This is a genomic window from Haloferax sp. ATB1 (genome assembly GCF_000730175.1).
The window spans coordinates 26,383-40,758 of the sequence record NZ_JPES01000004.1 but is presented as its reverse complement, the minus strand read 5'-3'; the positions used below and the strand labels follow the sequence as shown (position 1 = coordinate 40,758).

Sequence of the window (14,376 nt, the reverse complement as noted above, 5' to 3'; positions counted from 1 at the left end):
CGCTCCTGCGTACGTCGAGGTCGGACGAGTACCACGTGCGCTTGCGCAGGCTGCGTTACAACGATCGGCCAGTTGCCGACCTCCGGACGGATTGTGCCAACGTTCTATCGAAGGGTTGCCCGCTTCCACCGCCTCTACCGTGAACCGGTCAAGATACCAACGGTGGCAGCGTTCGACGGACGCAGTTCACTTTCCGTACGTGTGGAAGTCGACGGCCTGTTCGAGCAGTTCGTCCGGAATCCCGGGAACCTCTTCGGAGCGTACTGGGCCTTGCTCCTTGAGAAGGTCGGGATCTCGGGGAAAATCTCGGAGCTGGAAGTGTACGTCGATCCCGGCTTTCGCACCCTGACCGAGCGCGACCGGGATCTGATTGTGCCCCGGCGTACAGTCGCCGACGGCGTAGACGTCGTCGACCGATGTCCGTCCGTGGTCGTCCATCTCGATCGTGCCGTCGTCGTTGATCATACACCCGAGCTCCCTGGCGAGCCCGTTGTTGTACTCGGCGCCGTACATGGCGAATCCGCCCTTGTACTCACGAACGCTCCCGTCCTCGAACTCGAGGGCTTTCAGCCAGCCGTCTTCGCCGTTCTGGACGCCCGAGACGTCGTCGTGTACGACGTCGATCGGGTGGTTTTTGAGCATCTCGGCGGTTTCCTCGCTCCACTCGGGGTCGTTACCTCGGGTGAGCAAGTCGACCTCGTCGGTGAAGTTCAGCATGATAGCCGCGACGTGAGCGGCGCTCTCGGCGTGCCCCATCACGTACACCGACTTGTCGACGAACATGTGGGCGTCGCAGTGCAGACAATAGTGGAGCCCTCGGCCGGTCCGCGGCAATGGCGGCTCCGGCCGAACGTCGTTGAACCCGGTCGCGAGAACGACACGGTCGGCTTCGTACTCTGCGCTGTTACCGGATAGTCGGATGCCGTCCGAATCGGGCCGCGAACAGGTCGTGACCATGTCTCGGTGGATGTCGCACCCGTACCCCTCGAGTTGTTCTTGACCGATTCCGAGAAATTCCGCTCCACTCGTCTCTTCTTTCACGCCGAGTAAATTGTGGACCTCCTGCATCATCGCCGCCCGTCCACCACCACGGTTGACGACGGCCGTATCGTGTCCAAGTCGCGTGCTGTACAGGGCTGCCGTCATTCCGGCGGGACCGCCGCCGACCACGACGACTTCGTACTCGTGCTGCTCTGTGGAATCTGACGCCATATGTACGGTGTCTCAATCGAATAGCAAAAGTTCCGCGTCCCCCAGCTCACTCGGAAAGCGTAGGCCCCTCACAATCGATGGCCGCACGCGCAGTTTCCGATACAGTAGGTCGTCTCAGGTTGCTCGGCGGAAATGCCGAGTCGAGCCAGTACGAGAGCCATTGAAGCCGACGGATCGCTCTGTGGCCGGACCTGAGCCGAAGTCGCTCCGTACGGACTCGGCCCGACGCTGATTCGCTCGATTACTTCCCTGCGCTCGTGATCGATCACCGCCACCTCGTCGGCGGTCTGGACGGGTACGTAGAGCTTCGTCCGTGAGGGGTCCCACGTCCCGACGAATGCTGATCCACCAAGGTCGAGTCGCGTGGTCACAGTCCCGTCGGTGAGGTCGACGACGGTCACGTCGTTCGAGCCCGGCGTGAACACGTATCCTATCTCGGAGTCCGGGCCGATCTCGCTGGTCAACGGACGTCGTCCGAATCCGTCTTCGACCGTCAGTCTCCTTATCTCGCTCGGTGCGGCTGGATCGTCCAGCGTCCAGATACTCTCACTACCCCCATTGGCCTCGTTGTGTTCGACGAGCAAGGTTCGTCCATCCGGTGCGACAGTTCCCATCCACGGACGAGCAGGACCATCTCCAACTGGTTCTACGTCGATTTGTGTGACGATCTCGAACGGGTCGATCGACAGGACGGTTAGCGTGTCTCCGAAGAGATCCGGGACGTACGCGTAGTTCCCATCCGGATGGATGGTGATGTCACACGGGCCAGGACCGTCCCTGTCACCGCGTCCACCTTCCGGAGTCCGGTCGATTTCGGCAGTCACCTCGCCGAACGTCTCTGCCGTCGGATCGGCGTCGAGTCGGAACTGGGTATGACTGGGTTCTCTGGCGCTGACGATGACGTGGCTCCCGTCGGGCGTCTGTTCGAGCCAGTTCGCGCCGGACTCAGTCTCGACGGCTGCCGTCTCCGAGAGTGACCCGACCGCAAGGCCCCGAACTCCGCGTCCGACGTTGAGCCATAGCGAGTCGTCTGCCTCGTCAGTCAGGCCCGGCGTGTATTGGTTCGAGGGAAACGACGACGAGAGGCTGATTGCACGCGTGTCGACGAGTTCGTCACGCTCAGGGTCGATCAGACTCACTGTGCCGTCGCCAGTGTTGAACACGAACACTGTCGGCTGTTTGGCGGTGTCGCCACCACCGTCTCCGCCGATGCATCCCGCTGTCGCGACGGCTCCAGCAGTTGCGCTCCCGGCGAGCAAGTGTCGACGCGACACGCCCTCCGCTGAGGTGGGCGAATCTCTTCGATTTGGATAGAGCACGGGGTCTGTCTCCTCTTCGGTCATATTCAGTTATTGACTCCGCATGTAATAGTCAACCCTGACCGAGATACCGGTACTGCCCAGCCACGCGAGCACAGGTCGATTGATTTTCGATACCCAATTCTTTCTGTTTCGTTTTGTCTCTGCATCGGGAGCTATCGACCTCTCCGTGTCGACGTTTTCAGACACTTTCGCGAGTGTGCGTCTCTCTTCAACGCCCGCATCGTGGTTTTGTAGATACCTTGCGTCTGATAGAACTGAACTCATGGCATCAGTTATTGCCGGACTCGCTGGCGGCGTGGTTGCAACGATCGTTATGACCATCGCGATGATGGTGATGGGAGATGGCGGACCGCCGCCGACGGCGCGCCTCGTCGCGAAGTTCGCTGGTGGCGATCCCGAGGACTACGCGATGCCCGGGATGGCGTTACACTTCATCTACGGTATCGTTGCCGGCGCCGTCTTTGCCGTCGGCGTTCCGCTGATCGGGCTTAGTCTCGGTTCTATCGGCGTCGCCATCGGTCTCGGGCTCGTCTATGGCATCGTCCTCATGATCGGGGGGATGATGTTCTGGATGCGGATGGTCATCGGGATGGAACCCGATAAGGGTATGATGATGATGTTCGGCACCGTCCACGTCATCTACGGCGTCGTTCTCGGCGCCTTCCTCGGCGCTGGCATCCTCGCCTAAGAGGACACCGAGTCACGACACGAAGCGAACGTCCCCCCAAGGCCCAGGATTACAGCCATCATACTACACAGACACACATGTCCCGACTCCCGCTACTCGAATTAGACGACATCCCAGAGGAGTATCACCACCTGTTCACCGACGAGTACCTCGGCGATCGCCACATCTTCCGGGCGTGGGCGCACAACCCGGAAGTCCTTGAGGCGACGCTGGAGTACCTGAACGTCCTGTACGACCAACTCGGCCAGCGACGCAAGGAGCTGGTCATTCTGACCGTGGCCCGCGCCCGTGGGGCTCGCTACGAATGGCACCAGCACGTCGATATCGCCCGCGACAAGGGGGTCACGATCGAGGAGATGCAAGCCATCGGGGGGAACGACCTCTCCGTGTTCGACGACGCCGAGTTCGTCCTGCTCCAGTACGCCCGTGCAGTCGAGTCGGGAACCGTCACCGACCAGATTCACGATGCCCTGAACCGTCACTACTCGTCTGGCGAGATCGTTGCCCTCGGTCTGCTCGTGGATTTCTACGTGGGGCTGTGTAACTACATCGCCTCCGTCGATCTCCCGTTCGAAGGCGGCGAGTTCGTCGGCTGGACCCCTGACGAGGAAACCGTGTCGGCACTCTTCGAATAGATGGCGGGGATGGGTGATACCAGTAACTCTAACGGTGGACTGCCTCTCTGGGCTCAGGATTGCCAGCAACCTGAGCCGCTCATGTGTCCGAAGAAACGACACTCCCACTGGAGGCTCCGAGCATGAAACGGTCTCCCGTTCTCGCATTCGGTGGTGTTGTCGGACTGTCGGGAGTGTTCACCCTGCCGCTGTTCGGAGTGGGGACTGGCATCGAGCTTGGGACGGTCGCATTACAATCGCTTCCAGTCCCGGCTGGCTTTCCAGTCGACCAGTTCCTCGCCCACTGGTGGGTATTCCCAGCCTCCATCGTATTCTCGATGGTCGCGCTCGCCTCGGGTGTCTCCGGGGCGCTGTTCTTCAGTCCGTTCTTCATGTTACTCGTCGGGCTGTCCCCCTCGCAGGCGATCGGAGCGGGACTCATGACAGAGGTATTTGGAATGGGCAACGGATTGCTGAACTACGTCCGACAAGGGGTCGTCGATTACGCCACGGCAAAGTGGCTCCTGATCGGGGCGGTCCCGGCCGTCGTGGTCGGTGCGCTCGCCGCCCACGTTGTGCCGACGGCGCTCCTCACGATCGCGTTCGGTGCCGGTCTCCTCCTCCTAGGCGCGTTCCTCGTATACTACGACCCGCCCGAGGAGTGCGTCCCGGGCGAGTGTGAGGGCGAGTTCCTGAAAAAGAAGAACACCGGACGTGGAAAGACGACCATCGAGACGAAGGATGGTGAGACGTACACCTACGATACCTGTTGGCGTCCGCCCGGCCTCGGCCTGGCGACTGCCGGCGGGTTCATTACGGGGCTAATCAGCGCCGGCCTCCCAGAGATCACGACTACCCAGCTAATTGTCCGGTGTCGCCTCCCCCCACGGGTGACAATCGCGACGAGCGTGTTCGTCCTCGCAGTGGCTGCGATCGCCGGGGCCGCCGTCCACGCGCTCGCTGCGACGCCCGTCTGGTACGTCGTCGCATGGTCGATCCCCGGTGTCCTCATCGGCGGGACGATCGGCACCCGAGTCGGGAAATACGTTCCCAGCGAAATCATGGAGCCGGCGCTCGGCGTCGTCTTCGCCATCGTCGGCGTGATCGTGCTCGCGAGCGAATTGCTCGCGTAGAGGTGAACGACCGGTCGTCCCGAAGGAACGCTGACCCGCGTTGCTCTTGCGTTACACGCTCGACACACCTCTTTACGCGCTGTCGACGTACTACTGTGTGAGCATGTCTACCAACACGTTCGACCTCTCAGAACCGGAGGTGACTGCTAGCGACCTTCTCGTGCTCGATGACCCCCACTTCGGTCCGGAGACCGTCGCTGTCGTCACGGGTGCCGCCTCCGGGATCGGTCAGGCTACGTCGGTCGCACTCGCAGCAAACGGGCTCTCCGTCGTCGGGGCCGATATCGACGAGGACGGACTCGACGAGACGGTCGATCTTGCCGACGACGTTGACGCGTCGGGCACGATCCACCCCGTTCCGACCGACCTCACCGACGACGGAGACGTCGAGACGATGATCGACACAGCCGCCGACCACGGGGAGCTGCGCTATGTTGCGAACATCGCCGGGATGCAACACATCGCGTCGATTCCCGAGTTCCCGATGGAGAAGTACGACCTGCTTCTCGATATCATGCTTCGGGCCCCGTTCCTGACCGCCAAGTTCGCGATGCCTCACATTCGGGAGACCGACGACGGGGTCGGTGCGATTGCGAACATGTCCTCCGTGCACGGCCACTACGCGACCCAGGACAAGCCCGCGTACATCACCGCCAAGCACGGTCTCAACGGACTCACGAAGTCGATCGCCGCCGAGGGTGAGGGGATGCTTCGAGGGTTCTCGGTCAGCGTCGGGTACGTCCTCACCCCGCTGATGGTGAACCAGATTGAGGACACCGCCGAGGAGCGTGGCATCTCCGAGCAAGAGGTCGTCGAGGACGTGATGCTCGGACAGGCCCGCACGAAAGAGATGATGACTCCCGTCGAGGTCGCCAACCTCTTCGTATTCGGCTTCTCGCGCCACGGCAAACACCTCAACGGTGGTGACCTGCTCTGGGACGGCGGCTACACCACGACCTATGAGTGAGGACGCACCAACCAAGGTCGCCATCGCCTGCCAGGGCGGTGGCAGCCACACGGCCTTCACTGCCGGCGTACTGAAAGAGCTCCTTCGAGAGTGGGACGATGGGTACGAACTCGTCGGCATCAGCGGCACGTCGGGGGGTGCGTTCAACGCCCTCGCGACGTGGTACGGACTCGTCACCGAGGGCGAAGAGCGCGCGGTCGAACTGCTCGACGCGCTCTGGGAGGATCTCGCGGCCGATGACCTCACCGATCGGATGACTAACCAGTGGGTCGTCGGGCTCTCACGGATCGAGGCGAGCGGGCTTCCGGTGCCTCAGGTCAGTCCATACTTTGCTCCTGGATCACGACTTGGGAAAGAACGGATCAGGCAGGTCCTCGAACGACACATCGACTTCGAGGAGGTTCCCGATCTCTGTAAGCGCGAGGTGCCGGAACTCGTCGTCGGCACGGTCAATATCAACGCCGGTGTCTTCGAGACGTTCACCAACGAAGCGGTCACGCCCGACGCCGTCCTTGCCTCTGCGGCAGTTCCGACGCTGTTCGAAGCTGTCGAGATCCACGGGCACTACCACTGGGACGGGTTGTTCAGCCAGAATCCTCCGATCGACGATCTGATGACGGGCGATGCCGCCCGCAAGCCAGACGAGCTGTGGGTGATCCAGATCAACCCGCAGGAACGCGAAGGCGAGCCCACCTCCCTCGAGGAGATCGCCGACCGCCGCAACGAACTCGCGGGCAACATCTCGCTGAACCAGGAACTGCGAGTGATCGAGCGTGTCAACGACTGGATCGATGCCGGTCACCTCCCAGAGAGTGACTTCTCCAAGACCAGAATCCGACGGATTGCGATGGGACGGGCGTACCACTGCTCGACGAAGGTCGATCGGAACCCATCGTTCCTTCAGGAGCTGATGGAACTGGGTGAGCAACGTGCGACGGAGTTTGCAGCCGAGCTGTAATCCGTCCTTGAGTTTTCGCTGGCTGTTACGGTACCAGAACGGCGTGTCCGGTTGCCGCCAAGACGACTAATAAATAAAATATAGTTCCCAGGGCTGCGCTCGTCGCGACGACGGCATCAGGATCGCGTCGGGGGAGCGTGTGACGGAGAAGTGGAATCTCGGTGAGCTCCGGACGCGTCAGGACATGGTTCATGAACACCCCGAAGGTGCCCACGACCAAGGGGCCGAAGAGGAAGCTATTGACCAGCCGAAGGAGCCACTCTGTAGCCCTGTCTCCGAGTGCGAACGTTGCGATTGGGCCTAGGACCATCTGTGGTGGCGGTAGCACGGTCATCGCCTGCCCGTACTTCGCATAGAGGAACAGCGCGACGCCGAGGCCAATCGCGATGAGCTTGACGAGTCTCCCTCGCTGGGCAGAGAGAGCGCGTGGCAGGACAAAAAGACCCAGCAGGAACGCGATATTCATCCCCACCCATGGGCCGATGTCCTGTAACGCGAGCGGGAGCCCCGTCGCGAGAATTCCCATACTGAACCAGTCGAGGCTCAACAGTCGTGCGTTTGGACACGATCCCCCCAGAATCTGTCGCCGGTGTGCTGGGTGGAGCAGATGGATGCCGACCCTGAGGAGGAAGAACGTCGGAATCAGCAGGACGTATGCGAGCAATCGTATCTGTAGGCTGGCGGGTGTGGCGACCGCACCGATAGTGATGGCGGTGGAGAAGTCGATGAGACCATTGACGAACCAGAAGGTAAGCAACGACGGCGCGAATAGACAGCCGTTCAGTATCGTAGCGAAGTACCCCGTCGAATAGGAGAACTCCTGTGAAAACAGATCGATGGCTGCGGCTCGAAGATTCGTTCCGAGTTCGAATAACGAAGCTAACCGCGCCTGAAACGTTTTCAACGTCATCCTGTCATCGACTGAGGCGGTATACCATCTACAAGTGGGTGCCGAGATGCGCCGTCCGATGGAGCTGTTCAGAGAGGGACATCTTGAAACGCCGACTCGACAACCTTGCTCAGCGTCGGGTGGGCGTGGATCGCCCCGGCGACATCGTCGACGGTCGCTCCAGTCCGCATCGCGAGGACCGCCTCGTGGAGTAGCGTTGAGGCCTCGTAGCCGATGGCGTGAGCGCCCAGAATTTCGCCGTCCGGTGCGGCGAGCACCTTCACGAACCCGTGATCGAGCTTCTTCGCCCGGCCCATCGCCGAATCCGCGTAATCAGCACGTCCGACGACGTACTCGGTGCCCTCGTCGTCGAGATCCTCTTCGGTCGCCCCGACCCCGGCGATCTGTGGCTCTGTGAAGATCGTGTGCGGCATCGCCGAGAGGTCGATGGCTCGCGACTCCCCGTGGACAACGTTCGCGACCGTGTGCCGGGTTTCGTAGTCTCCGGAGTGTTTGAACAGGGCATTGCCGGCGATGTCGCCCTGCGCCCAGACATTTTCGGCGGTGGTCTGCAGGTATTCGTCGGTCTCGATGAACCCCCGGTCGTCGACATCGATATTCGCCGTCTCGAGGTTGAGCGTATCGCTGTTGGGCCGGCGCCCCAGGGCAACCAGCACCTCGCTCCCCTCGACGGTCGTCTCGTCGCCGGCCTCGGTTTCGGCGTGGACGGCGTACCCCCTACCCGCCTCCTCGACGGCCGTCACTCGGTGGCCAGTGTACACCTCGTGGCGGTCGGCCGCGATGTCGGTGAACGCCTCGGCGATGTCGCCGTCTTCACGAGGGATTAGCGAGTCCATCATCTCGACGATCGTCACGTCCGTCCCCATCGCGTCGAAGAAGTACCCCAACTCGACGGCGATGTACCCGCCCCCGAGGATCACGAGGCTTTCCGGCGTCTCTCGGAGGTAGAGGGCATCTTGGCTCGTGAGGTACTCCACGTCATCGAGACCGTCGATCGGCGGCACGATCGGTCGGCTTCCGGCGGCGACGACTACTTTCTCGGCTGTGACGGCCTCACCGTCGAGTTTGACTGTCCTCTCGTCGACGAACTCCGTACGCTCCTTGAACAGCGTGAGGTTCTCTTTCTCGCGGTAGCGCGCTTCCATGTCCTCGGCGATGCCGCCGAGCAGCTCGTCCATCTCATCCACGACGGCGGTGTGGTCGACAGCGTCGAGGGTGGCGTCGACGTGGAACTTCCCGGCGTCGCGGACATGGTTCACCGCGTTGGCGGCCTGAATGAGCATCTTCGAGGGGTTGCATCCCCGATTGAGACACGTCCCGCCGAGCGGACCCGGTTCGACGAGTGCCGTCTCCAGCCCGGCGTCGGCTGCCGCTGCAGCCACGTTGTTACCCGTTCCACCGCCGATCACGAGGACATCGAAGTCAGCCATATCTCTCTCGATGACACTGACGACAAAGAAGGTCTCCCGGCGGTTCGATTCGATTGCACGGACGCTTCCGACACTGGAATCGCGCCACACACGCGAGACGCGTTTATTATCCGGTCGTCCGTTGCAGTTTCTATGTCTACTTTCGTTGTCGTTGGTGGTGACGCCGCCGGGATGTCAGCAGCCAGTAAAGCGAAGCGTGATGACCCCAATGTGGACGTAATCGTCTTCGAGCAGGGCGAATGGGTGTCGTACGGTGCCTGCGGACTCCCGTACTATATCAAAGGAGAAATACAGTCATTAGAGGATCTCGTATCGGTCTCCCCGGAGGAATTTCGCGAAGACCGGGACATCGACCTCCGGATCGGGCACGAGGTCGTCGACATCGATCCCTCGAACCGGACCGTCACGGCTCGGAGTGACGCCGGCGAGGTTGTCCAAGAGTACGACCACCTGCTCGTGGCGACGGGTTCGGAAGCGGTTGCCCCACCGATTGACGGCCTCGATCGGACTGGTGTCTACACCCTTGGATCGATGTCCGACGGCAAGGACCTCCGCGAGTACGTTGGGCGGGCCCGCTCAGAGGGTGAGCTCCAACAACCGGACCGCGGCCCGGCCTGCCAGTTTTTGGAGACGTGCAACGGACCCGTGGGGATCGTCGGTGGGGGATACATCGGTGTCGAGATGGCCGAGGCGCTCGCCGAGAATGGATTCGAGGTCCATCTCTTCCAGCGCGGCGACCGGATTCTCAAGCAGTTCAGCGCGGCCACCAGCGAGGCCGTTTTCGACCACCTCAACGAGCAGAACGTCGCCATCTACCTGAACGCGGAAGTACGCGAACTCGCTGGTGACGATGCAGTACAAGCGGTCGTCACCGGAGACGACCGCGTCCCGGTCGAGATGGTCCTCGTGGGGACGGGCGTCCGCCCTCGGACCGATCTCGCAAAGGATGCGGGGATCGAACTCGGCGAGACGGGCGCGATTGCAACCGACGCCTATCGGGAGACGAATCTGCCCGATGTGTATGCAGCGGGTGACTGTGCGGAGGCCGAACACGTCGTCACCAGTGAACAGGTGTACGTCCCGCTCGCGCTGACGGCCAACAGACACGGCCGAGCCATCGGCCAAACCATCGCCGGTACGCCGACGGAGGGGGGCGGAGTCGCCGGGACGGCGGCGGTCAAGGCGTTCGAGGTAGAGGCCGCCAGAACGGGTATCCTCGATCACGAGACGGCACGGGATGCGGGCTTCGACCCCGTCACGGAAACGATCGAGGCCAAGTCACGGGCAGGTTACTACCCGGAGGGCGGAACCGTCCGCGTGACGCTTACTGTCGACGGACCGTCCGGTCGAGTCCTCGGTGGCAGCCTTGTTTCCGAGTATGGCGAGGGAGCGGTCCACCGGAGTCACGCGCTGGTCAGTGCCGTAACCGAGGGGATAACCGTCGACGAATTGTCCAACTACGACCTCGCATACGCACCACCGTTCAATACGACCTGGGATCCTATTCTGACGGCGGCGAAGGTCGTCGACAGTAGACGGTGAGTGTTCTCCTTTTTTTCTAATAGCGTCGCTCGTAGTAGGACCGTGATTGGTTCACCGGTCGTTCACGAAATCTGCTGATTTGAGGAGGTTCCATCGTGTCGGGAAACTGCCCGGGAGATGCATACGCGAGCGTCGGAATCAGGAACCATCCAATCCAGATCGCCATCGCCGGAATGTTCCTTGGACCGTACGTAGGGGGCTTTGGCGAGAGTTGCGTGCGGAGCGGGTCATAGGAGCAGCTTCGGCCGATGATGGAGGCTGCTCCATTCGAGAATACGGCCACAGCCGACGACCCAGTCGCATACGTTCAGAACGATCGCTGATCGGCTTCTCGCAATTTGTGTATGATGAAGGGGTATGACCCGGATGTTGTAAGCGGGTAACGAGTGGCGTTATTTGCCCTCCCGACGAATGCTTGATTCATGAATACAACGCGTTCTCTCTCTCGACGTCGTCTTCTGAGTCGGGGGAGCGTGATTACCCTCGCCGCACTGGCTGGCTGCGCAGACAGCGGGCAAGAGTCACGTCCCGGGCAGGCTGATCAAGACACGACCGACGAGGCAACGACGGGGGCGCGCGATACCTCGAAGACGTCTACGAGCGACGACTTAGGAACCGAGAGTACTTCTGATGCAGAAACCACCGATAGCGCCGGAACTGACGACCTTGATTTACGAGAGGCTAACGTCGTCGACGTCTCTTTTGAAGAGCAGAACGGCACGTACACGTTCGACGTGACTCTGCATCACGATGACGACGGTGAGGAAGGCTACGCAAACTGGTGGCAGGTCGAACGACTAGACGGGACACGTCTCGGTCGGCGCGAACTGCTGCATGCACACTCTCAACAGCCATTTACGCGGTCCGAGACGATCGACATTCCCGAGGACGTGACCTGTGCCGTTGTCCGTGGACACGATCAGACACACGAGTACGGGGGACTGGCGATAGTGGTCAATCTCGATTCGGGAGAAACGCGGCTGAGAGACCAAGGACCTGAGAGGCAATCGTTCGACGCTAGTGATTGTCCCGAATAACGTTGATTAGGCAGACCAGACGAATACGTCCTCGGCAGTGGCGGCGCCCACTGCGACACCACCGTCATCGAGCCCCACGCCAGTGAGATTACTCGTCAGCGGGGCACCTAACTCCCACTCCCACTGGATCCGCGCGTCGCTAGCTGTGCGAGAAAGGGCAACCAGTCGGCGACGGTCGGTCGTCGGGACGAGGAGTTCCACAGTACCGTCAGTATCGAGATCGGCTGCGACGGCCCCGTCTAGATTGCGGGACCCGTACGTGTGGGACGAAACCCCATCGACGGTAGCCCGAACACTTAGATCACCGTCTTCGAGCCGGTAATACTCCAGCGTGTGGGTGACGTGCGGTTTCAGAACGGCAGCGAGTTCCGAGGTACCATCGGGACCGAACGGTGCGACTGCGAGCTGGTGACGCCAGCCTGGGCCGTACACGGGTCCCGTTGCGATTTGCTCGCCGGCCGGTGAGTAGACAGCAATGCGCGCCCCGTTCTCGGAGTCGGCAATCGTGGTGACGATCTCCGGTTCACCATCGCCGTCGAGATCTGCGACGAGTGGTTGCAACCCCTCGAAGACAAGGGGAGCATCGAGTACCGTTCGAGCGACCACCTCCGCAGCCGTCGGGTCAACTACAACGAGGGATGACGGTTCCAGTGTGTCGCCGAGCGCGCCGTGCCCGTAGCGGTCCGTCACGTCACCGTAGACGACGTATGTCCCGTCTCCGATTGCTGCTGGTCGGACATCGGTCGGTGCGTCGATGGCAAGACGAGAGCGGTCGTCGCCGTCGACGACGAAATCACCGTTCGCTGCCACGAACAGCCGGCGAGACATCCCCTCCCCAGGCGCGACCATCTGGCCGGCGTACTGACTCATGATCGACGGATGGTCGAGAAGCTCCGGCTCGGTGTCGCCGTCTGTAACTACCGGCTGGCGTTCAGGAACCTGTTGATGCAGGCGCGTCTCATTGGATATCGACCCGTCGTAAACCTGTAATCGGGTAGCGGTACCCTCCGCCGTGACGACAGTCCAGTAACTCCCTTCCGGGGCTGGATGGGCAACCAACCACACTGGCCGACCGTCGACAGCGAGCCGTACGGGCTCGGTGTTCCGTAGATCCGCAGCCCCAGAAATAAACCGATTGCCAGTCGGCTGGGGATGGGTGTACCAGTACGGACCAGAAGGGATGTCGGTAGCTGACGCCGATCTCGACTCAGACGTGGGCGTCGAATCGGATCCACGGCCTCCACAGCCTGCGAGCCACAGCAGGGCCGCAGTACTGGCCTCCAGCACCGTTCGACGCCGAGTCATTGGTGGTAAGTATTCAATACTAGAATAAATGCACCCACTCCGCGCTGAGGTTCAAGAGACCGAGAACTGCGGCGTGACCGCTCATCAAGCGTGTCGACGCTTGAGCCGTGTCTTGGAGCCGGCACTCGACGTGGCTATCGGATCAAAGGTCATATGAGCCATTATGTGATTCCTGTGGAAACTGTAACGAATTCATCACCGCTCTCTGTGGTTGGTGTAAACGTTGCGGGGTGTTCAATCCGAACAATTACCTATCTGGGAATGACTCCCAGAAGACCTCCGGTAGCTCCTGATCGGGGTTCTCCTCAAGATAGTCCTGTTTTGTCAGGTTCGCGTCTTCAATGAGGGAGGCTGCCTCCCCAGCCCAGACGTAGAACCCAATGAGCGTCTCCCGACGCATCCGTTCGAGGTCGACGGAGTGATACACCTTGACGACGCCGCCACCTTCTCGATTAAGCTCAGACCGCCTGAGCAATCCCAGTTCGACGAGTTTGTTGAGATACCGCGTGACCGTACTCCGGTCGTACCCGAGCTGTTCGGCAACTTCGTTCGCCGAAAGTGGCCCCTCTCCGATGACGCACAGACAGATATCCAGTCCGGCCTTCGGAAGGCCGAACGCCTGGAGGAGAACCTGTCTCACGTCCGGGGGTTTCACGCTCATATCCAACTCTGTAACCCGCTCCATTGGTTTGTCGTGGCAGGACATCGGTGGATCGTCGCTTCCGACCACGAGAACGACGTTGTCGCAATCGGAGACGGCGCATTCGTAGATATCGTATCGACCGGAATTCGGGTCGTACTGAACTTCGTCAGCCTCGTCGTCGGACTGCGCTGTACTTCGATCAGACATCAATCGTCGAATCCTCCATTTATATCGACTGTTATCCGCCGAGCCGATAAATACTGCCCCCTCGACTGTGACACTGCCACTATTCAGGGTCGACGATCACCAGCTCCTCGGTATCGAGTTCCAGCAACTCTTCACCAGTGATCGTGACTCGTACGCGCCCATCCGGGTATGTTCGAACCAAGTCACACGCGGCGAGACCAGCCAAATGGGCGTCCAGCGTGTGTTCGTCGGTATCGAGTGTCGCTGCGAGGGTAGTTTTCGTTGTTGTCTCTCCTCCGTCGGCATCGCTCAACGAAGCGAGCTGTTCCAAAACGACTCGTCTTTTCACGGCCATAATCGAGGGCTGTCTGTGTCTTTGGACCCGTTCGAAACTGACAGTTGGACTGGTCTCAAAGAGTCGTACGTATT

14 protein-coding genes are annotated in these 14,376 nt (G+C 61.0%); 7 read left to right on the top strand and 7 right to left on the bottom strand.

Annotation, left to right across the window (positions count from 1 at the left end):
• Positions 1–186: 186 nt before the first annotated feature.
• On the bottom strand, positions 187–1,212 hold the full coding sequence (locus ATB1_RS00690; RefSeq protein WP_042661808.1) for an NAD(P)/FAD-dependent oxidoreductase: 1,026 nt from the start codon (positions 1,210–1,212) through the stop codon (positions 187–189).
• A gap of 68 nt (positions 1,213–1,280) precedes the next feature.
• Entirely contained in the window at positions 1,281–2,555 is a 1,275-nt protein-coding gene (locus ATB1_RS00685; protein ID WP_042661807.1) for a YncE family protein, read from the bottom strand.
• A 241-nt stretch (positions 2,556–2,796) separates the two neighbouring features.
• On the opposite strand from ATB1_RS00685, the gene ATB1_RS00680 reads away from it, so the two are divergent.
• The 5 genes from ATB1_RS00680 (at position 2,797) to ATB1_RS00660 (ending at position 6,894) form a co-directional block, all read left to right on the top strand.
• Complete coding sequence (locus ATB1_RS00680) at positions 2,797–3,222, top strand: hypothetical protein (protein ID WP_042661806.1); 426 nt, start codon at positions 2,797–2,799, stop codon at positions 3,220–3,222.
• Positions 3,223–3,299: 77 nt separating this feature from the next.
• The gene (locus ATB1_RS00675) at positions 3,300–3,857 is read left to right on the top strand and encodes a carboxymuconolactone decarboxylase family protein (protein WP_042661805.1); all 558 of its coding nucleotides are present in this window, start codon (positions 3,300–3,302) and stop codon (positions 3,855–3,857) included.
• Positions 3,858–3,979: 122 nt separating this feature from the next.
• Complete coding sequence (locus ATB1_RS00670) at positions 3,980–4,969, top strand: sulfite exporter TauE/SafE family protein (RefSeq protein WP_082256213.1); 990 nt, start codon at positions 3,980–3,982, stop codon at positions 4,967–4,969.
• A gap of 103 nt (positions 4,970–5,072) precedes the next feature.
• Positions 5,073–5,936, top strand: coding sequence for an SDR family oxidoreductase (locus tag ATB1_RS00665; RefSeq protein ID WP_042661804.1), 864 nt, complete (start codon positions 5,073–5,075; stop codon positions 5,934–5,936).
• Positions 5,929–6,894, top strand: coding sequence for a patatin-like phospholipase family protein (locus ATB1_RS00660; RefSeq protein ID WP_042661803.1), 966 nt, complete (start codon positions 5,929–5,931; stop codon positions 6,892–6,894). The genes ATB1_RS00665 and ATB1_RS00660 overlap by 8 nt, the downstream gene beginning before the upstream one ends.
• A 25-nt stretch (positions 6,895–6,919) precedes the next feature.
• Here ATB1_RS00660 and ATB1_RS00655 read toward each other — a convergent pair whose 3' ends face one another.
• A complete protein-coding gene (locus ATB1_RS00655; protein WP_042661802.1) occupies positions 6,920–7,804 on the bottom strand; it encodes a hypothetical protein in 885 nt (294 codons plus the stop codon).
• A 68-nt stretch (positions 7,805–7,872) separates the two neighbouring features.
• Positions 7,873–9,234: an NAD(P)/FAD-dependent oxidoreductase gene (locus ATB1_RS00650; protein WP_042661852.1), complete on the bottom strand. Its 1,362-nt coding sequence runs from the start codon at positions 9,232–9,234 to the stop codon at positions 7,873–7,875.
• A 132-nt stretch (positions 9,235–9,366) separates the two neighbouring features.
• On the opposite strand from ATB1_RS00650, the gene ATB1_RS00645 reads away from it, so the two are divergent.
• Both ATB1_RS00645 and ATB1_RS00640 read left to right on the top strand, forming a co-directional pair.
• Positions 9,367–10,776, top strand: coding sequence for an FAD-dependent oxidoreductase (locus ATB1_RS00645; protein WP_042661801.1), 1,410 nt, complete (start codon positions 9,367–9,369; stop codon positions 10,774–10,776).
• Positions 10,777–11,198: 422 nt separating this feature from the next.
• Positions 11,199–11,813, top strand: a complete 615-nt coding sequence (locus tag ATB1_RS00640) for a hypothetical protein (RefSeq protein ID WP_042661800.1) — start codon at positions 11,199–11,201, stop codon at positions 11,811–11,813.
• A 6-nt stretch (positions 11,814–11,819) separates the two neighbouring features.
• Here the strand turns inward: ATB1_RS00640 and ATB1_RS00635 are convergent, their stop codons facing one another.
• The 3 genes from ATB1_RS00635 to ATB1_RS00625 all read right to left on the bottom strand — a co-directional run bounded on the left by ATB1_RS00635 (position 11,820) and on the right by ATB1_RS00625 (position 14,260).
• Positions 11,820–12,683, bottom strand: a complete 864-nt coding sequence (locus ATB1_RS00635; RefSeq protein ID WP_052367615.1) for a hypothetical protein — start codon at positions 12,681–12,683, stop codon at positions 11,820–11,822.
• A gap of 682 nt (positions 12,684–13,365) precedes the next feature.
• Entirely contained in the window at positions 13,366–13,968 is a 603-nt protein-coding gene (locus ATB1_RS00630; protein WP_042661799.1) for a helix-turn-helix domain-containing protein, read from the bottom strand.
• Between the two features lie 79 nt (positions 13,969–14,047).
• The gene (locus ATB1_RS00625) at positions 14,048–14,260 is read right to left on the bottom strand and encodes a hypothetical protein (protein ID WP_128081354.1); all 213 of its coding nucleotides are present in this window, start codon (positions 14,258–14,260) and stop codon (positions 14,048–14,050) included.
• Positions 14,261–14,376: the final 116 nt, after the last annotated feature.